The sequence below is a fragment of the Pseudomonas sp. KUIN-1 genome (genome assembly GCF_009176725.1).
Classification (GTDB): domain Bacteria; phylum Pseudomonadota; class Gammaproteobacteria; order Pseudomonadales; family Pseudomonadaceae; genus Aquipseudomonas; species Aquipseudomonas fragariae.
This window is the reverse complement of sequence record NZ_AP020337.1, coordinates 4,678,709-4,699,989: the sequence shown is the minus strand read 5'-3', so window position 1 is coordinate 4,699,989 and position 21,281 is coordinate 4,678,709. Positions and strand designations below refer to the sequence as shown.

5 protein-coding genes and 1 pseudogene are annotated in these 21,281 nt (G+C 56.2%); 2 read left to right on the top strand and 4 right to left on the bottom strand.

Translation table 11 applies throughout. From position 1 onward, the window contains the following. Positions 1-343 precede the first annotated feature (343 nt). From KUIN1_RS21000 to KUIN1_RS20985, 4 genes are read right to left on the bottom strand one after another with little or no spacing between them, the layout of a single operon-like run. Complete coding sequence (locus tag KUIN1_RS21000; RefSeq protein ID WP_152092255.1) at positions 344-2,992, bottom strand: RHS repeat-associated core domain-containing protein; 2,649 nt, start codon at positions 2,990-2,992, stop codon at positions 344-346. Continuing rightward, positions 2,982-7,325: a SpvB/TcaC N-terminal domain-containing protein gene (locus KUIN1_RS20995; RefSeq protein WP_152092254.1), complete on the bottom strand. Its 4,344-nt coding sequence runs from the start codon at positions 7,323-7,325 to the stop codon at positions 2,982-2,984. The genes KUIN1_RS21000 and KUIN1_RS20995 overlap by 11 nt, the downstream gene beginning before the upstream one ends. 19 nt (positions 7,326-7,344) lie before the next feature. Continuing rightward, positions 7,345-12,198: a neuraminidase-like domain-containing protein gene (locus tag KUIN1_RS20990; protein ID WP_152092253.1), complete on the bottom strand. Its 4,854-nt coding sequence runs from the start codon at positions 12,196-12,198 to the stop codon at positions 7,345-7,347. Positions 12,199-12,239: 41 nt separating this feature from the next. Beyond that, entirely contained in the window at positions 12,240-15,206 is a 2,967-nt protein-coding gene (locus KUIN1_RS20985; RefSeq protein WP_232059978.1) for a Tc toxin subunit A, read from the bottom strand. 237 nt (positions 15,207-15,443) lie between these two features. On the opposite strand from KUIN1_RS20985, the gene KUIN1_RS20980 reads away from it, so the two are divergent. Next, complete coding sequence (locus KUIN1_RS20980; RefSeq protein WP_152092252.1) at positions 15,444-18,263, top strand: RHS repeat-associated core domain-containing protein; 2,820 nt, start codon at positions 15,444-15,446, stop codon at positions 18,261-18,263. Between the two features lie 137 nt (positions 18,264-18,400). After that, positions 18,401-21,152, top strand: a pseudogene (locus tag KUIN1_RS20975) (RHS repeat domain-containing protein). Positions 21,153-21,281: the final 129 nt, after the last annotated feature.

The following is a 21,281-nucleotide window of genomic DNA, read 5'->3' as shown; positions in this document are numbered from 1 at the left end:
TACCGAGCATTCTCAATATTGGAGATGGTGACGTGAGTCTACAGTTTAAAATGATTAATGTGTTTCACTCCGAGCGTAAAATGGCTGATCGGATCCAGTACAGGATCTGTTTGGCGCTGCACCCACAATGCCTCCATTTGAAACTCGGTCAGTGGTATGGGCATGCATAGCTTCGTTCATGTCTAGACGTCCTTTTACCAACCTGGTATTGACCAAGAGAAACTTTCCGTGCGGCGTATTCGGCGTCGGCGTCGGCGTCGGTGAAGGTCATCTGCTTCATCAGGCGTCTCGGCGATTGAGATCAGACGTTCTACCAAGTTTGGAAGTCTTCCCCATCGTTTCCCTAGTAAAAGCCAGTCTGGCTATATGATTGCTGTTTAGGGCGTACAGCAACAATAAAGTCAGCGAAGGGGAATTCTGAGTCCCCCTGCCGATCAACCCATAAAGCCTCCATGCCAAAGTCGTCAAGTACTCGTTGAGTTCGCTTGCCGTTGGGCGTTTCCTGAAGAAAAGTCTGTAGCATTTCCGGAGTTTTGTTTTCTATTGTCAAAGTTTTCGTCAACGTCTCATTATTCACGACGAAGCTATTTTTTATAACCGAAGGTAAAACGCCATGGGTATTTGTTTTTTGGGCGATGGTTCTATACTGGTATCGGACTACGTCATTGGCATGGTAGTCATTGCTTCCGCTTCTTTTGTAATTTGAACGAAAGGTCCATTCGTTGGGCGCGTATTCGTTGAGGAAGTCGTCCTCTTTTTGAAGATGCTTTGATTCTACGACGTAGGGGCCGTATGCCAAGCTGCTGTTATGGTCAAACATCGTCGCTACGATAGCGGTCGCCTCGCCGGAACGTTTATCAACTGCGGCCAATCTTTCTTCCAATCCGGAAACAAGATATCTGTCTGGTAATGTGTAAGCAGGTCCGAGGAATGGCTCCTGATCGCCCCACAAAACACCGGGTCTCGCATCTTGATTTTCAAGGGCATAGCTATTTGAGGTTATCGGTTTTCGACGAGCGGGTGATGGCGGCGACTCAAGCGCGTGCTTCCCCATGTATCCCAACCTGTCGTAATAGGTGATTGGACTGTTTTTTACGTACCCGTACAGATTCAACCCATCCACATCCCCCGCCGGGTCCGGATTGATCCACCGCTGCAACCACGGCGCGTAATACCTGAACCCGTAGTAATAAAGCCCGCTGGCGTCGCGCTCCTTGCCCGAATAACGCACGGTCTTGTACTTCGCTTCCACTGCGCTGCGCGCCGCCCACCAGGCCGTGCCGCCGAAAGGGTAATAGCTTTCCTGGCTGATCAGGCCGCCTTGCTGATCCAGTTCCAGCGTGCTCGAGCCCAGATGATCACCCAGGCTGTAACGCACCTGATCGTTCGTAATAATGCCCGGTTTTCCGGCTTTCCAGTGCAACACTCGCACACTATTGCGACCCGCCTGAGCGGTGATGACATGGAGGATTTCGCCATCGGCCGTGGTACGAATTTCCAGCCCCGGCAGGTAGCGCACTTCGTTGATCAGGGTGCGACCTGATGCCTGAGCAGTACTGATCTTGCGACAACGTTGACCCTGGCCGTCATAGACATAGCGTTCGTCATCGTTCGACCCGTCTTCACGTTGCACAGTAGTGATGTACTGCAACTGATTACGCGCATCCCAACCCATAACCTGCCCGCGAACCAGTTGCAGCAGATTGCCGTTGGCATCAAAGCTCGTGGCGAAATCCACATCCCCGTCATCGTCGGGCAGGCTGCGATTGCTGTCCGGGGCAACGTGCATGTTGCGGGTGAACGCGTGCGAACCTTCGTGGCGCATTTGCATCAGATTGCCCGCTGCGTCGTAGCTGTAATTCTGTCTGTAGTTGCTGACCTGGCAAGGATCAAGCGCTGGCAGAGGTTGCAGCCCGGGCAACGCGGGACCATGGCTGGCAACATTTCGGACTTCACGGCCGCTGGCTTCGATCAGTTGATACAGCGTGTCGTAACGGTAACGGCTGATCGGTTCGATAAGCTGGTTGTCGCAATACCTGTCCGGTTGAGACGTATCGTTGACGAGCAGGATATTGCCCACCGGGTCATAGCTGTAATTGAGTTGCTGCAGCAGCGTGCCGTCAGCAGATATCGCGCTCAGCCCGGTCAGTCGGCCGTCCTGTTGATCATAGGAATAAAGGCTGACTACGCCATTGCCCGCTGTTTCCTGTTCGACTTGATTGAACGCGTTGTAATGAATTTCATTGACCAGTGTCTGCGGCTGTGAGGCACCGGCCAATGTCAGTCCAGCCGCTTTCAACTGCCCGGCGACTGTCATGCCAAATGCCTGGGTATTGCCCATGGCATCGGTCTGCGCAAGCGCGTCGCCCAGCGCATTGAACCGCCAGCAGGTTTGCAGCACGACAGGCTCAAGCAAGGCATCGCGCTCGGCTTCGGCCAGCGGCCAGTCCGGGCTATCAGGGGTTTGCAGGAACTGTCGTTCTTCACAAAGCGCTACGCCGAGCAGCCCGTAATCTGCCAGCAAGCGCGAACCCGCCGTATCGTCATGGCGAACCAGTTGATTGCATTGGTTGTGTGCCGCTGCATCTGCCTGGCCAAAGGTGAACCGCTCTGCACACCGATTCTGTTCGATGATCCTTGTCGGGCGCAGGTGCAGGTCGTACTGGAGCTGCTTCTCGGTGCCGCGACCATCCCAGTCGCGCAAGACCTGGCCCGCCTCGCCGAATAACACCCGTTGCCAGCCGGCATCGACACTCTCAGTGGCCAACGCGTTGCCGCCAAGGCTGTAGACAGTGCTCCGGTTGGCGTTGGCCAGACGTGGATCAGTGGCGGCGATCATTCTGCCTGCCGGGTCGAAACGCTGTCGGGTAACCCGCATTGCGGCCGCTTCCGTGGCTTCGGTTCGATGTAAAAGGACCTGGCGCACAACCAGGCCACGCCCCTCGCAAACGATCAACTCCGGCGTATGGGCATGTACCGCGCTACTGACCATGCTCGGCTGCCTTCCTCGCTGCCAGCACTTCCTCGGCCGTGTCGTTTTCGTCCTCACTTACTGTGTACCAGACCCGATAGGTCTGCCGGCGCATCCAGCCTTTGGCGGTAATGGTGATGGTCGGACGCCCCAGCGGGTCGTAGAACTGTTTGTCGACGATGTTTTGTGAGCGTATCGAGGCGTCGTTCACATACAGATGACTGTTGGCGAAATACGGCCGGTAGACGCGCACCGCCAGGCCTTTATTGTTGTATTCCACCCGTTCACTGACACGCCAGCGTGGCGATGCGTGGACAATTTTCGGTTGACCGCCGACCAGTTCGAGATTGCCCCATTCATCGACGGAATAGGCGTCGCCGTCCTCCACCTTTTGACGGGTTTGCAGGGTGCGACCGAAGCCGTCTATCGACGCCATGCTGATGCGGATCTGCCTGTCTGGATCTTCGGGGTAGCGGTCCGCAACCAGGACAGCGGTTGCCAGCGGTATGTGGACCCGCCCCAAAGCCGTATTGCCATCGTAATAGGCCGCGCTGGCCTGCCTGCCCAGCGCATAGTCGGGTTGCAGTACGACATCGCTGGCAGAAGCCCAGTAATGTCCGGCGCGATTGAGCGGCGGAAAACCGGCTGCCTCACCCAGTTCCGTGCCGTAAAAGCTGGTTGCCCATACCCTGCCGAAGGCGTCGTAATCCGCTTCCTGACTGTTCTGATTGGGGTCGATGATTCGTCTTGGCTGCAGCACACGATAATCGTATTCAGCCGTGGTGACGCAGCCTGCCGGGTCGGTAATGCGAGTCGTGAACAGATCATAGGCGTCGTACTCGACAAGACTCCAGCCATGGCTGCGTGTGGGCCTGAATGTGGTGGGGTGAAAGAAATGCTCCGGACCGGCATAAGTGGCGAAGCCGCGTTTTACCGACCATAGATTCAGGCTGTCTGCGGGCAGAAAGCTTGGCATCTGCTGATAGCCGATCTCGACGAGTTTTTCGGCCAGAGTGACGCTGTCCATGACCCGCTCATAGGCGCTCAGTGCATGATCATCCAGTTCAGCCGTTTCAACGGCGTCAGCCAGCGCCTGAAAGGTCGCCTCGCCATCGCCACAACCGATGTAGCGTTGCACCGACAGACTGGTGAGCGTGCGTGGCAAGGTTGCGAATGGCCCGTCCGGATCGGAGAACTGTTCGTAGCTGATCTGCGCAGGCGTCAAGGCGCTTGCCGGAATGAGCATGGCATCGCTGCGTGTGCGGTAAGGCAGCCCCAGACGCCAGCTCTGCGGGCTGTCCAGATGAATGGCTTCGGCGCGCATTTCATTCGCGTAGAACTGTTGTTGAGCTTCGTCGTGCGACGCTTCCCACCATTGTTGCTGGTAAGGGTCCGCGAAGGGGGGCGCGTCGCCCGGTTTCTTGCGCCGCGCATAGTTGACGCTGGCTGAGTGGAGCATCGAGCCGTAGCGGTCCCACGCCAGGTTCATGCTGTGTTCGCACATCGGATCCTCCAGTTCCTCGGCCTCGTAACGATAGGTGATGACTTCCAGGCTCAGCGGCAGCATCGATGCGTAGGGTCGATGTGCGCTCAATGCTTGCAGTTGGCGAACCAGATAGCGGCAGGACTGGGTCGAATACAGCACTGTGGGACGTTGACTGGCGTCGAGTCCAAAGACTTCGCCGCGCAGTACCGAGCCGCTCAGCGCTCGTGCCATTTCCTGCAAGGTCGCGTCATCCGCGTCTGTTATCGGCAGCTCTGTCTGGGTTGCGGCGTCGAGTCGGGACAACACATGTTCGCCGGGCAAGCGTGCCAGGAGGTCGCTGCGGTCATAGTCAGTGCAAGGTCTGGCGGGGTAGCGTCCGGTGTGGAACCAGGTCTTGTTCAATACCGGAGCGGTAAAGTCTTCCTGATTCTGCGACGACGTTTCGGTGTCGGTCTGCAGGAGCAAGCCGAAGCCGCGAAACTCGCGTTCGCGAGGGTCATAGAAACCCTGTCGATAGCGGAACAACTGAGTCAGCGTATTGCCAGTGACCTTGTCCTGCAGGGTTTGCCTGACGACCACATGAACCGGGAACGGCAATTCCGAGACGGCAACGCTGCCTGCGCCCCGCAGCTCGTTCTTTTCGTCCAGCCATTCCTGCGCCGAACTGCGATAGCTGACTTCTCCGGCAGCACCGAGATTGTTGTCCGAGGCCTTCAGCAAATACGGTTTGTGCACCGTGCCTGTCCGGTCGGCTGCGTAGTAAAGGCTCCAGTGCCGGGGCGCCATGTGTGGCACGGTCAGCACCAGGCTGGAAAAGCCGAGGCCCAGCAGATCGACCGCACTGAACTGGCAGAATCGGTCATAACGCACGCCCTCTGGCCAGGGCTGATCGAAGGCCGCGGCCAGACCGTTGCCGCCCTGATTCATGAAGACCTGGAAGCCATCGGCTTGCAGATAAAGCACGTCACTGGCACCTGAGCCATCCAGGTCCGCCAGTCGCACCCGGCTCGAATCGAAAGCTTCATAGGTGTAGGGCAGTGTGGCAAACAACTGGCCCTTGCCGAACCGGCCTCGGCCCAGGTTCGGCCAGACGCGGATTTCGTTGTGCCGTATCCGGATCAGGTGTTGTTGCCCGGTACCCAGCAGGTCGCTGAACGCCACCAGTTCAGTGGAACTGTCGCTGAGCAATGGCAGGCGATCCTCGTCGTGAGGAATGTCCACCGCTGCGGCGAATCCATCGGCTCGACGGTTGGCATACAGACGAACGCTACGTGGGCCGATCAAGGCCAGATCCGACAGCCCGTCGCCGACCAGATCCGCCATTTGGCCTTGCGGGTGGAAAAACTCTGCAGGAAAAGCCGAGAACGTGGCGTATTTCGACCAGCTTCGATCAGGGTTGAGGGTAAAGAATCCGGCCATTCCCGGTTGGGCGACAACCCAGTCCAGCCGCCCGTCGCCGGTCAGATCTGTCAGGGTCTGACGTACCGGTGCGGCTGAATCAGCCGTGGGAATGCGGGGTAACGGTTGACAGGTTCCGTAGGCAACGGCATCCGCTGTGCCAGCGGTATCACGGATCGGTTCGCGATAAAGCCAGGCCTTGTCGTCGCGATACAGAATGCCGGGCAAGCCGTCGCCATACAGATCGACCAACTGGTATTGCTGGCCGTCATTCAGGCCGGCCATGGGCTCCAGCGGCGTGTAAATGCCCGACTCAAGACTGAAATCGGTGTATTGAAATTGCACAGGGGGTTGTCGATCGACGCGCCGCCAGTCAGTGCCATCCCATGCTTCTGAATGCGCCGCGCTCAGCATGTTGTAGCCGAGGGTTGTCTGATAATGCTCCAGCAGCAGTCGCCGGGTCAGCAGCGGGGATGCTCCGAGTTCATTCGGGAAGTGATGGAACATCAGAACCTGCCGGCACAGGCGCAGATTACCCAGCTCAAAACCGTAGGCGAAACTTGAATGCGGATCACTGCGCACCGGCCAGGTAAATTGCTCGTCATATGCGGGCGGCGGATCACTGCGGGTGTCGCGCTGGCCATAGTCGAATAACAGGTCGAAGTGCCACAGCAAATCGTCCAGCGAATCTTCCTCCCACAGGTAAAGCAAAGGGTGCGCCTTGGCATTGCCGTAGCGAACCCGGCTCAGGTAACGTTGGGCGCGGAAGTTTCTCGGGTGATCCTCCGGCAGGCCCTGATGGTCTTCGGGCTTGTATTCGTAGAGGATGTGTTCGCCGACGGCATTCATGCTTTCATCCAGCAACCATTCGGCAACCCGGTTCATGTCTGCCGGGTCGGCAATACGCGACGAGATCTTCCTGCCATAGAGGTTCAGGCTGCCGTCGGCGCCGTGAATCAGCCAGAAGCCGGGATCTGTGTTGTTTACGCGCCAATGCTCGATGCGCGCAAAGGCCCCTTCGACTCTGCTGAAGTAACGCACTACCTGATAAGTCGCATCCAGATCATCACCGTTGTAGCGGCTGACCTGACTCGAAACCAGCGCGCCGCTGTCGTCGCGTTCTGGCAGGCAGACATCGCCTCCGGGGCCGAAAACAAGATCATCGTCGGTGTAGCTCGGTACGCCCTTGCTGGCACGACGCGCCACTTTGCTGGTGTTCAGGTTCCAGCCAAGCCCGAACACACCGTTGCCGGAGGTGCTTTGATAACTCAGCGACAGGGCGGGCGCGTAACCGCGGCCCTGGCTGATCGGCAGGGCGATCTCCAGTGATGCCGCGCCGCTGGTGCCAACCGATCCCCAGCCCTTGCCGATGCTTTGAATCGCGCCACCGCCTTTGGGTAATGACGGGGTGGCAACAGCCGGCTGGAGAGACTGCGGCGATTGATTCTGCGATTGCGATTGAGCTTCCATGACGCTTGCTCCCTGTCGGTTAACGACTTTTCGCCGTGTAGCGCATGTGCACGATGATGTCGGTGATCGAGTCGATCATGTCGCGCTGCGATGCCGGGTTGGAAAAGCTCAGGGTCCAGCGAGAGATCGCACCGGTGCCCTCAAACGGCAGATAACGCTCATCGTCGAAGTTGAAAACGAACAGCCCGTCATCGTCCACGCCGGTAGACAAGGCGATCTGCTGGCTGGCGCGCATGTTTTCCTTGAGCGGCGCGTCAGGCTGTGCGTCCATCTGCACCGCGCTGTACGACTGGGTCAGGGTGGCGCGGATGTCCTGATAAGGCCCGACCGTGACGGGCAACGACACACTGATGCGTCTGATACGACGCAGATAGTGGCCCGGGTAATCGTCGTCAAGCATGGCTCGGGTGATTTCGAACTCGGCAATCCCGTCTTGCGCCAGGCGCTCGACCACTGCATCCCAGCCGTGATTGATCCCGGCAGCATCTCCCTCGGTTATTGGCAGCTGGCGCACCGAAACCGTCTTGACGATCTCCATTTTGCGTTCGTTGCGGGCCATGTAGGCTGCATCCATGCGCAGCAAATTCAGTTTCAGGGCCTCGCCAGCAGCCAGGCCGCGCCACGCGTCTTTCCAGGCCGCGGGCTGGATGAAGGAGGCCGAGTAGTCGGCAATTTCATACTGCCAGCAGGCTTGCGTCGCCAGGCACAGTGAGAATGTTGCGTCATAGGCCTGGTAGTAGAAGGTCGAGAACTGCCCATTGAGCCATTGATAGAGCTGGCTGTTGGTGAAGCGCTTGTTAAGAAATGCGTAGACGGTCTCGGCCTGTTTTTTGGCTTCCTGAGCCTGACGAAGTTGCAAGGCGGTAACGCGGGTCTGGGCGTCGTGGACAGCCAGTTGCAAGGTGATCTGTTCAGATTCGAGCATCGCCTGATCACGCGCGTGTTCCCATTCCTGGAGGCGCCGACGGAACATTTCCGTGCGCTCCAGTGCATCACTGACAGCCGCAGATCGCGCGGCGAACGCATGAGCGCCAGTTGCAACCATTTCCGGTACGCCTTCCAGCCTGAAGCCGCCTACTGCACCTCCGGCTGCGGCACCAACGGCCATACCGCCGGTTGCACCGGCATGAATACCGGCGTGATTAGGGGCTACTTTCATGGCTGAAGCCACGATGCTGGCCGCACTGGCAGCGCTTTCGGCAATCCGTGAAACAAGTTTGGCGGCACCCGCTGCGATTTCCACTGCACTGACATTTTCAGCCGCCAGTTGGCCGTAAAAACCGGCTCGGGCATCAATCACGGCCTTGCTGGCCTCCAATGCCTTGCGTGCCTGAACTTCGACTTTTTGCGCCTCGAGCTGCAGGTCAATGGCGTACTGGGCGAACTCCCAGACCTGCTGCTGTTGCAGCTCCATCAACTGCCCTTGCTCCTTGCGCTCAATGATCGACAGCAGGGTGAAGCCAAACTGGATCAGGGTTTCCACCGCCGCGCTGGCCCTGGCAAACATGACCGGGTAGCGATAGTGCGGTGTGTCCTGAGCCAGCAGGCTGCCAGCACCACCATCGGTCGCGCCATTGGCGTAGGCCGCGAGCAGTGCCCTTGGGTCCAGCGGTGCGGCGAACAGCGGCAGGGAGAGTGGCTTGCCGTCCAGCGTCATGTTGTGGCGCAGGTTGTACAGGCGCGACTCAAGCATGTCCCAATATTTGACCAGCTCCGAATTCATCGGGAGGATGAAGTGATCGCTGTCTTCCTCGTTCAATGTCGGGTCGCTGCCGAAGGTGCTCAGGCGCAGGGACGGTTGGCTGAAACTGACAGTGGCTTTGCCGTCGTTGACGGCGGCGCTGGTACGTACCTGTTGCTCCTGCTCGACAAGCTGCTGCTCGAAAGCCCGCAGCCCCGGACTGCTGGACGTTGCCAGATCGCCCAACGCCACAGGCGTCCATTGGCTGATCAGTTTCACATCCGGGCGCGGCCCGAGCAGATCGAGAATACGCACATACCAGAGCTTGGCTTCGCCCAGACTGTCGGGCGTCAGTTGCCGATAGGCCATGTCGCCCCGGTCGATCAGGTTCTTGATGTAATGGAAATACACCGCTTTCTGATAGCGCACCGGGTCACTTGCCGCGATACCGTCCGGGTCGATCGGGGCGCGCAGAAAGTAATCCGGATCAGGTACTTCAACCAGAGGTCGAACGTTCCAGTAAGCCGGTGCGTCGCTGGTTTTTTTACGGCCCGGGTCGAAGATGAACCCGAGCCAGCGTTCGGCATCGGTGAAGCGTTGTTCCAGGTTGAGGCGATGGGAGATCATGAACGGCAGATGCAGAAACAGCTCCCAGAAGTAAAGGCCGTTGGCGCCTTTGAAGTCCATCAGGTCAGCAATGGCGTCATCACCGATGGGCGGTTCCTGTAGCTGCTGGGTGTCCCAGGACAACAAGGCTTCGAGCGCAATGTTGGCCTTGTTGATCAGCTCGCGGGCGAACAGCGTGTTCATGCGAATGGGGTCGCGGGTGTCGGTGGTCGAGTTGTCGCTGAACCGAATGCTGGAGGCGGAGAAATCGATGTATTCGGCGATGCCCAGAATGGCGCTTATGCGTTTGCTGATTTTGGGCGCGATAGGGTCGCCCCCATCAGCGGTTGCCCACTCCAGTTCTATTTCTGTGGATTTGAGGGCGTTACCGATCCAGACCGGGGGATTAACCGAGTTGACGCCGACGCCATGAGTGATATAAAACTTTTTCGAGCCGCTGATGAATCGGGTTTGCGGAAGATTTGGCAGAAGCGTGGATTTATCGAAGGTAATGGTTGTTTCGTAACGGCTCGGTGCCGTAATACTGCTGGTCGGAGGTCGTGCGGTCAGGTGCTTTTGCGAGTTGTTGTGGGGGACGCTCATATCCAATGGGTAACTGAACCATTGAGCGAAAGAAAGCGTGTCAGCGTAGTGAGGCCCTACGTGTACAGAGGGATACAGATCATATGAAGTTTCGCCTTGTATAAGTGCTATGAGTGCCGAGGATATGACCTCCGGGTCGGTTGCCGCCAAAGACATTAGCTCGACAGCGCCCACCTTCAGTTTGCCGCCTCCAAGATTCCAGTCGGTGGTATATCGTTCTATACGGTAATAACTATTGTGTTGGTTGCGAAGGAACGCGGTGCTTGAGGGAAGGGCGTCTACGGCGCTATACAGGTTCAGCGACAGATCGCCCCAATAGCCTCCGGTTGATTCGATTTTTAAGTTTGATCCGTTCTGTAATATAAAGCTGTTCTGGTCGAGGTCGAGATCGTAGGGTGTCGTTATGAACTCAAACGTCCACTGGCTGGCGGGCTCAGTCAATACGAGTGTGGTTTTAGTCGTACCCTTAATGAGGATGTCCTTGGTTATTGCAGTGCTTAATTTTAGTGTGGCGTTTTCAAGGTCCAGGCGGGGTGCATAGGTACCGGTCATCTGGGCTATTGCTTCCTGATGGTCTTGGTAGTCCCACCAGGTATCGCCAGTGTTTGGAGATGTTGTCAGGGATGGTTTTAGCCTGATATACAAACTCCACGTAAACTGAAAATTCCCCTTGTTCTTTAAAGCAAATGCCCAACAGGTCTTGCGCACGCGGGGCTGCTCCGGACCCAGGTCTGCCTTGTCGGAAACGGCGTCTACGTAGTTCGCAACTGGAAAAGCTGGCGTTTTGTTGAAATTCTTGTCGATAAAGGCCGTGTGCAGAAAAGCATAGGTCGATGTTGAGCCATCGGTGTCACCAGGCGCCAGCGTTTCACCCGCATACATCGCGATAAACAGCGATTCCGGGGATGCCGATACATCGAAGATCGCAATACTGTTCAGGTCGTTTTCAAGGTTGACTGCCTTGCCTGCCCGGGTGACGACATTGGGTGTTGTCACGTCCATGTAGATGTGTGGCGCACTCCAGGAGTCGTCGTATTTTTTATAGGAAATATTGAATACCAGACGCACATTGGGTGTGACCACCGTCAAGGGCGCGATGTCAGCCGGTGGGGTGATGGGGATACTGCCATCGGCAGCTGGCTTGACTGTACCTTCGGGCAGCGTGACCGCTACCTGTTCTGTCACGTGAACCAGGTCCACCCACGCCACAAACAACCGATTGTTGAAATACACCGGGCGAATGGTTCTTTCCAGCGTATTGGCATTGATGCCGATCTCGGCGCGCTTCCAGTCGGACCAGGCACCGGGTGTCGGATTATCGAACTTCGGCCCTTCAGTGCCTTCCTGGTAGGCACGCTCATTCATGTCCACCGTGCGCCAGTAATAAATATTCTCGGCGCGCGACGTGCCGATAAAGTAGTACTTGCCTTGCGCAAATCGATCACTGTCGATATAGCCATTGATGATGGTCAGGTTGGCGACTTCTTCAAAACTGGCCAGGTAAGCTTTTACCGCTTCCTGCGCCGTGTCGACATTGATCCTGTTCTGATTGATATCGTTTTCCAGTTGCGTGAAGTAGCCGGACTTCTTCAAGCGCAATGCCGGAGAAATATAGATTTCCGGATACAGTGCCAATTGCATATTGGCCGCCCAGATCGGGTATTGACTGCTGCGTTCACGCCACTCGACAAAGCGCGCTTCGGTCGGCAGCAGTGTTTCATAGCCGGGCTCCATGCCCAGTAACGTACCATTGATGAGCTGTTGCAGGCTGCTCATTGCCGATGCGACATAGCTGGTCTGGACTTCATTGCCGACCTGATTGTCGAGCAGAAAAAACTCGTACAGGTCGTTGGCCGTTTTCAAGCGCTGGTCCAGGCCCAGGCGCTTCAGCATAGGGTCGTTGGGAACGACCTCACCCAGATAGTACGCCACCAGCGCATCGCGAAAGGATTCGTTGAGCCGGCTTTCAAGGGTATCGGACATGATCAGGCCTCCATGGCATTGAACAGGTTAATGCTCACGACTTAACGGTTGGCGGCTATCACGGCTTCGCCTGCTGACTTCCAGTGCGAGGCAGTGCTGGTCGCTGTCAGGTCAGTAGCCGACAGTAATTGTCTTGCCGAAAGGCCGGTGACATCACTGGCGCTGTGCATCCGGCTCAACCAGTCCACCTCGTGCATGCTGGAAGCGATACGATCTGACCCGGTCAGCAATGCGTTTGCGGCCAGTACCTCAGATGACGTCCAGCCTGTCAGTGACGCCAGCCGCGCAGCACATTGGGTATTGTCTCGATGCGTGTCATTGGCTTGCTTGAAATAATCGAGCAGCGTTTCTTCCGGGTAACCGCAGTTGTCGCGCCAGTTGCGGTAACGGTCGAGCAAATACAGACTGTTCATTGAAAGGGGAAGCAGGAAGCCAAAGTCTGCATGCAGCCAGCGTGGACTGATTAAAAATGTGCGTAATGCCCGGGCGCTCAGCCCCAGTTGCTGGCTGACTTCTGAATAGCGAATCAGCGTCGAGACCTTCTGAATGGCGCCATCATGCCAAAGTAACGCACCGAGAAACTTGCCTGCATCGCTGCCTGCCCAGCGTATCACCGGCTCGCAACGGTCCGGCGGCAAACCGGTGAGGGTCAGCAACAGCCCTTCCACCAGCCGATGTTGACTCCGGTAGCCGTTCAATACGAACGTTTCAAGTCTGGCTTCGACTTCGCTTGCAAGGGGTTCCGCGATGGCTATGGAGGACAAGCGTTCATGCAGGGTGCGGCGGATGCTGACCGCGGGTTCCTCGTGCAGCGGCTGAGTCGTGACCAGCCCTAATCCGTCGATCAGGTCGTAATCGAGGATAGTCCACCAATTGATGGTGTTGTTTTGGTCATCCTTGCTTGGCAAGTCAAGGGATGCCAGCTGGTCTCTCTTCAGTACAGCCTGGCGCGCATCGTTGGTCAATTGCTCAAGTTGAACAGTCAGTTCCTGCGTGACTATCGTTTCGGTGATGTCCCAGCCTAGCTGACGTCGCAGTGCAGCGATGTCTCGGTCAGACGCTTTGAGCCACGTGACTGCCCAGTCCAGTTGCATCAGGATATCGAGCACGTCCGGTTCGGTGTCGTCGAGTTGACCTGAGACCACCTTTTTCCGAAAAGACAGAGTGCCCAGCAGGTCGATCAATGCCCGGCATTCTGCTGTGGTCAGACCGAACATCGAAGCAATGCGGGCTTGGCGGTACAGCGAAGAAATCATGCTCAAATTGAGTCTGAAGTCAGTGGGCGCGTTGCCAATCAGTTCGCGAACATCGACGGCCAGCTGCCTCAAGCCTTCATGAGTGCTGGATAACTGCAGGGCTCGGCTCAACTGAGCGCGAGTCTTGACGTGCTGGCTACTGTCCTGATCGAGGTCGAGAATCGACCCATCCAGCACCAGCGGAGTATCGAACAATGCCGGGTTGTTGAAGACCCGGTCGAACATCGGCAAGCGTCCGTCGTTTGCCTCGCCGGGCATCAGGTGAACAAAGGCTGCAAACTCATCAGGCGCGAGGCCGTAACGTTTGTTCAGATACCGATAGGTTCCCAGTGCGCGTAGCGTATTTACCGTCAGCACCATCTGCAGGTTCACGGCGCCTTCGGAGCGAATGACCGCCATGACCAACGTGTCCAGCGCTGTAAACGGAATGCCCGTCCAGCGCTGCAGACGGATCATGCGTTGCAGACGGTCGAAGCGGTCCACGCTGGTGTTTACCAGCCGCTCAGTGCCGTACGCATCCTTGTTCAGAGCCATTGCCGGCTGATTGGTCGGGCCATTGACGTAGCCAGCTCCGAATCGGGCCTTGATTGCTGTCAGGCTCGCATCGAGTGGGGAGTCTTCATCTGCGGTGTTTCCCGCTGCACGGATGTTGGGAGAGGCATAGGCCGTGTGGTTGCCTATGGCAAGCAGGGCTTCGACTCCGTCACTGTCCAGACCCGTCTTCTCCAGGAAGACGTTCAGATTATTCAAAGGATTGCTGGCGTCGTCGACGTAATCGACGTTGTATTTCGTTTTGAAGAACTGACGGGTCAGGTCTGCTGACGTGTCTGCGTTTGCCAGACTGGATAAGGCAGGTTCAATCACGATTGCCTGTTGCTCTGGGCCTGCTCCGCTCATCAGCACTTGTGCGATGGCACTGGAGTGCTGCACTTTTCCATAGTCACTGCCGTACCTGGAAGTGGTTGGAAGTTCAAGGCTGACGCAGTAATTCAGCTCGCCTAACATTGGCTTCTTCCCGGCAAGCCCGAGGCTGATCTGTTGAAAGTGGAAGTTGTAAGGAAACTGAAACGGGTGTTGTTTTTCGGCCACCAATTGGTAAATAGACTTGCCCTTGTCCTCAGGCACCGTGTCCACATAGGCATTGATGGCTTTACTTAACACCTGATTGACGATGTGCAGCGTGGGGATTGGCGTGAAGGTGCTTTGTTGGTCGATCAACAGACCTTTGAGATCAGGCCGTCGGTCATGGAGTTTGATTCGGCTGTCCTCCGCGACGCTGCCTTCCAGCTGTTCCAGAGCAAACCGGTACAAGGACGTCAGGTACGCAACGGGCGAATCCTTGGCTTCTATCGCACCCACCTTGCAAAACAGATCCCAGTTTTCCTTGAAAAGATTGGGAAAGCTAGGCCCGATGTCTACCAGTGAACGCACGCCGGTGCGCCGTGTCACTGGCTGGGGCCGGCCTGAAGACAGCAGTTGATTGCGATACAGGCGCACGATCTGGGTGGCGTAACAGCGAGCGTTTTCATAGGCGAGCGCTGCATCAGCATCACTGATACGTGAGAGTTCGTGAACAAAAGCGCTTTTGGAGCGCCGTACGATATCGAACACTGAATGGATGTTCAGTTTTTCCATCGCGTTGATGAACGGTAACGTGTCATCGCCATGTTCGTGCGTGTCGTTCCCGGTTCGGGCCAGGTTGCGTAGAAGGGAGAAGGGTTGCTCGGTCATGTCCGGCGCTCCAGTGGTCATGACACAGCCTTGTTTACCATGGCGCTCGCGTCTAGCTGACAAAAGTGTCAGTCAACCATCAGCAACACCAAGCATTTCCTATAAAAACAAAGCATTAGCGCCCGCCGCTGAAGGTATATTCATTGGCGATTGACCACCCAAAGTTTATGCCTATTGGTTCTTGACCAAGCCGCGTGCTTCCGTTTGTCTGCTGTTATGGTTGAAGGGCGTCACTAACGGCGGATAGAGGTTTCAAGGATGAACTCGATCATGCACACCAATACGCCGCAATTGGCGGTCAGCGATTCACGGGCCCTGCCGGTACGCAGTGTGCAGTTCTATCGTGGCGCTGATGATCAGCCTGTTGAAGCCAGGGTGACGCAGCAATATTTCGACAAGGCCGGGCGACTGATCGCCAGTCGCGATCCACGTTTTGCCAGTCGTTTGAAATACGGTGTCTGTGCGCCTGTGAACCTGATGCAAATCGTCAGTTTGTCCGGGGCTTTGCTGCTATCGAAAAGTGTCGACTCAGGTTGGCGGGTGAGCCTCAATGGCGAAGCGGGGCAGTTAGTCGACGGCTGGGACGGACGTGACAACCCGCGCCAGATCGAATACGACGCGCAATTGCGCCCTTTGGCGATCAACGAATCAGGCCGAATGACCGAGCGCTTCACTTATGGCGGGCCCGCCACTGCTGAGCGTAACCAGTGCAATCAACTGATTCGCCATGACGATACGGCAGGCTCGCGCCTGCTGCAGGACTATGGACTGTCGGGCGGGGTTCTGAGTGAGGAACGGTGTTTCCTGCAGTCGCCTGACCGCCCGGACTGGCCACTTGCCGAACCTGATCGTGATGCACTGCTGGAGCCCGTCGGCCTGCAGACACGCCGGGCTTTCAACGCGCAGGGCGAAGCGCTGGCGCAGACTGACGCCAACGGTAACGTCCAGCGTTTCAGTTACGGTGCGGCGGGGCAACTGCACGCTGTTGAACTGACCCTGACCAATACGGAACAGCCGCAAACGCTGGTCAGTGCAATTGACTATGACGCATTCAACCAGGTCGAGCAGGAGACGGCAGGAAATGGCGTGGTCAGCCGCTATGTGTATGATCGACAGGACGGTCGGCTGATTGAACTCAGTGCGCTATCTGCTGACGGCTCAGTGCTGCAAAAACTGAATTACAGCTATGACCCGGCAGGTAACGTTCTACTCATCAACGATGCCTCGCAACCAGACCGGTATTGCGGCAATCAGCGTATTGAGCCGATAAACCGCTACTGTTACGACACGTTGTATCAGTTGATCGAAGCCACGGGTCGTGAGGTCAGAAACGGTGCCAGTCATGGTCCGGCGCTGCCCGGTCTGCAACCTGTCCCGACGCTCGATCCTTGCCAGGTCAGCAACTACAGACAGCATTACAGCTACGACCCTGCGGGTAACCTGCTGCAAATGCGCCACGAAGGCGCACACAACTTCACCCGCAACATGCACGTTGCACCGGACAGCAATCGCAGCCTGCCCGACGATGACGAGGATGTGGATTTCGCCACGAGTTTTGATGCCAACGGCAACCTGCTGCAACTGGTGCGTGGTCAGGTTATGGGTTGGGATGTGCGTAACCAGTTGCAGCACATCACCACTGTGCAACGTGAAGACGGGGCGAACGATGACGAACGCTATGTCTATGACGGCCAAGGTCAGCGTTGCCGCAAGATCAGCACCGCGCAGGCATCAGGTCGCACGCTGATCAACGAAGTGCGCTACCTGCCGGGGCTGGAAATTCGCACTACGGCCGATGGCGAAATCCTCCATGTCATCACCGCTCAGGCGGGTCGCAATAGTGTGCGAGTGTTGCACTGGGAAGCCGGAAAGCCAAGCGCTATTGCGAACGATCAGGTGCGTTACAGCCTGGGTGATCATCTGGGCTCGAGCACGCTGGAACTGGATCAGCAAGGCGGCCTGATCAGCCAGGAAAGTTATTATCCGTTCGGCGGTACGGCCTGGTGGGCGGCGCGCAGTGCAGTGGACGCCAGGTACAAAACAGTTCGGTACTCGGGTAAAGAGCGCGATGCCAGTGGGCTTTATTACTACGGGTTCAGGTATTACGCGCCGTGGTTGCAGCGGTGGATCAATCCTGACCCGGCGGGGGCTGTAGATGGGTTGAATCTTTATACAATGGTTCGGAATAGTCCGTTACGAAATAAAGATATAGCGGGTTTGCAACATCGACCTTATCAGGGCTTTCAAGACGCTTACGAGCAGCAGGCCAGTTCAAGTGGCCTCACCCTCATCGCTCGAGGCAGAGAAAATATAAAACTGTTGAAGAAGCCTCCGACAGATAAGCTGGGTCATGCCCTTGAGGTTGTTGAAGTGGCCTATAAGGAGAGTCAGCGTGTTTTTAATAGCGGAGATTTAACTGAAACGCAAAAAGTCGTCGTCTGGAATGTCATGGGGTATACATCACTGGCACAAATGCCCGAAATGGCCAGTCAGTACGCGAGTTTGAACGACGTGGTGCAGGATTATACGGCAGGGCACGGGTTTAATCAGTTTGCCGTCTTTGGCAGGCAGCCAGGTACTCAGGGTCTTACCTTTTCAAACGACCCACACAAAAGAATATTTTTAGGGCGGGAGGTATTGGATTTTCATGTGCTGGGAACCGCGCTGGTAATGGGCCATGAAATTTCCCATACCACGCAGAGGCGTTCGAAGGATTACATTTATATGAATGCGAACGTCAATCGGGATGAAGGTGTTGAGCAGTTAACACCAGGTGACGTGGATGAGCATTTGCAGAGCATGTTAGAGTCGGCAAGTCATGTCACAGCAGGGCAGCATGACCACGTCATATTTTCGAATATTGATAGCATGATTCGCGAAGGTAAACTGACGGCAGATGATGTAACAAGTCTGTTTGCAACCCGTAGTCTTCAAGATATCCACGTTAACCGCTTAACGTACCCGGGTGTCAGGGACCGCATCCTGCGTAATAATGCAGATAATATTGCATTTTTAGGGCTTTTTCTCGGAAGAGAGCAGGTTGTTTCAAAAATGAAGGCGCGAGGCTATGTTAAGTAGATGCAGGATGCTGTGGTCGCGCGAGGGCGTCCGGTCTGTATTTGAAGTATGAGCTTGATTTTTCGTGCTGCACGTCCGTGCACTGATCCTGTCAGGCAGGAAATAGTGTTCTTATCAAACTTTCATGGATGAAGGTCATGAGTTCGATTGTGCACAGCAATACGCCGCTACTGGTGGTCATTGATCCGCGTGCGCTGGTTGTGCGTAGCGTGCAGTTCTGTCGAACTGTGGCCGGGCAGCCTCTTGCCGCGCGGGTGACCCATCAGCGCTATGACCGGGCAGGGCGTCCGGTTGTCGGTCGTGATCCGCGTCTGTTCAGTCGCTCGGAAACCGAAGCGCAGACCCCGGCAAACCGGGTGGTCAGGTTCAGTCTGTCCGGAGCGGCTTTGCTGAGTGAAAGCGTCGACTCGGGTTGGCGACTGAACCTGATGGGCGAGGCCGGGCAGTTGCTTGAAAGCTGCGATGGGCGAGGCACTCAGCGCTTGATGGAATACGACAGTTCGTTGCGCCCGGTCTCTGTGACAGAGCAGGGGCTTGTCGTCGAACGCCTGGCCTATGGTGGTGCCGACGCCGCTGAGCATAACCAGTGCAATCAACTGATTCGCCATGACGATACGGCAGGCTCGCGTTTGCTGCATGATTACGGCCTGCCTGGCGCTGCGCTGGGTGAGGAACGGCATTTTTTGCAAGCGCCTGAAAGTCCGGACTGGCCGCTGGGCGAAGCAGAGCGCGATGCATTGCTTGAGCCTGTCGGGCTGCAAACCCGCTGTGGGGTCAATGCGCTGGGCGAAGCGATCTGGCAGACCGATGCCATGGGCAATACACAGGCCTTTGGCCTGACCGTCGCTGGGCAGTTGAAAGCGGCTGAACTGACATTGGCCGGTGCCTCACCACCGCAAACGCTGGTCGGTGAAATTCATTACAACGCGCTTGACCAGGTCGAGCAGGAAACGGCCGGCAATGGTGTTGTCAGTCACTTCCAATATGATCCGCAGGACAGCCGGCTCGCTGCACTCAGCGCGATGGCGGCGGATGGCGCGCTATTGCAAAAGCTGATTTACAGCTATGACCCGGTCGGTAATGTTCTGGTGGTCAACGATGCGTCCCAGCCAGACCGTTATTGCAACAACCAGCTCGTCGAGCCGATCAGTCGCTTCGAGTACGACACGCTGTATCAGCTGATCGAAGCCAGCGGCTGTGAAGTCAGAAACGGTGCCAGCCATGGCCCGGCGTTGCCGGGCCTGCAATCTCTGCCGACGGATGACCCGTGTCAGGTCAGCAACTACACAGCGTTACCGCTACGACGCTGCGGGTAATCTGCTGCAAATGCGCCACGAGGGCGCGCACAACTTCACCCGCAACATGCACGTTGATCCCGACAGCAATCGCAGCCTGCCCGACGATGAAGGAGAAGTGGATTTCGCCACAAGTTTCGACGCCAACGGCAACCTGTTGCAACTCGTGCGTGGGCAGACCATGAGCTGGGATGCGCGTAATCAGTTGCAGCACATCACCACCGTGCAACGTGAAGACCAGCCGAACGATGAAGAGCGTTATATCTACGATGGGCAGGGTCAGCGTTGTCGCAAGATCAGCACCGCACAGGCATCAGGTCGCACACTGACCAACGAAGTGCGCTACCTGCCGGGGCTGGAAATCCGCACCACAGCCGATGGCGAAACCCTTCACGTTATTAATACTCAGGCGGGTCGCAACAGCGTGCGGGTGTTGCACTGGGAAGCGGGAAAACCAGATGCTGTTGCGAACGATCAGGTGCGTTACAGCCTGGGTGATCATCTGGGCTCGAGCACGCTGGAGCTTGATCAGCAAGGCGGCCTGATCAGCCAGGAAAGTTATTATCCGTTTGGCGGCACGGCCTGGTGGGCGGCGCGCAGTTCAGTAGAAGCCAAGTACAAAACAGTTCGTTACTCGGGTAAAGAACGCGATGCCAGCGGGCTTTATTATTACGGGTTCAGGTATTACGCGCCGTGGTTGCAAAGGTGGATCAATCCGGACCCGGCGGGGGATGTGGATGGGTTGAATCTTTATCAGTTCATCGCAAACTCACCTGTTAATTACCGAGATGCATCGGGACTCGCGAAATACAAAACAAAATACGACATGACAGAATTAGAGGTGCGTTTAAAGAGGGGGCCTATTTTGAGCCGCGGGCTTACGGACCTTCAAAAAAATAATAGTGACACAGCGGGTACGTTAAGAAACGCAATTGATTATGCAGTGACAGCGACTGCCGAGGCGATCAAGGCACTGGAGAACCCCGAGCTCGCTAACGCCTCTGCGCTGGCAGATCAAATACTGGGGGGGCAGGATTCTAACCATGATGTGCTATTAAACAACGTCAGAACCCTTCATGCCGCTGCAATCAGTTACAAAAATGAAAATGCCGAGCAGCTGGTGGTTGTAAAAAGCAAGGTGCCCACTGAGCTTGCTTTTGTCATGAAGGGTGACCCTCACGAGCGAATATTTTTCACGGAAGCAGGGCTAAAAGAATCAAAAAAAGTAATGGCCATGACGTTTATTCACGAGCTTTCACATATAAAGCTAAACACTGAAGATTTCTATTACTATCGAAAAGGACACACCATAAATCCTAATAGCCAAGACACCTCGGAGGAAGCCTACGAAGTCGGAGCAGGGTTGCATGACAAAAAGCTCGCCACAACCTCTGAAAAAAACGTTTCCAAAAAAACGTTGCTGTCACTCGTCGGCAGCACACACGCCAGCGATGTAGAAAAAAAACTGCAGACCGATAAAACACTCAGGAGCAACCTGCTTTTACGTAACGCAGACACCTGGGCGCTGCTCATATTTTCCTATGCGCACTCTGCACTTTGGCGCCTGGATCTTAGAGAACAAGTGGGAGAGTAAGCACACTGTTACTTTTAATGATGACAGCTTTTTTGCTGCTCACTCAGGTACGAGTGTGTTAACTAATATAACGAGTGAAGGAAGCGAGCGATATGAGGAAGCCGAGTGCAGGAGCTATATGCAGACCCG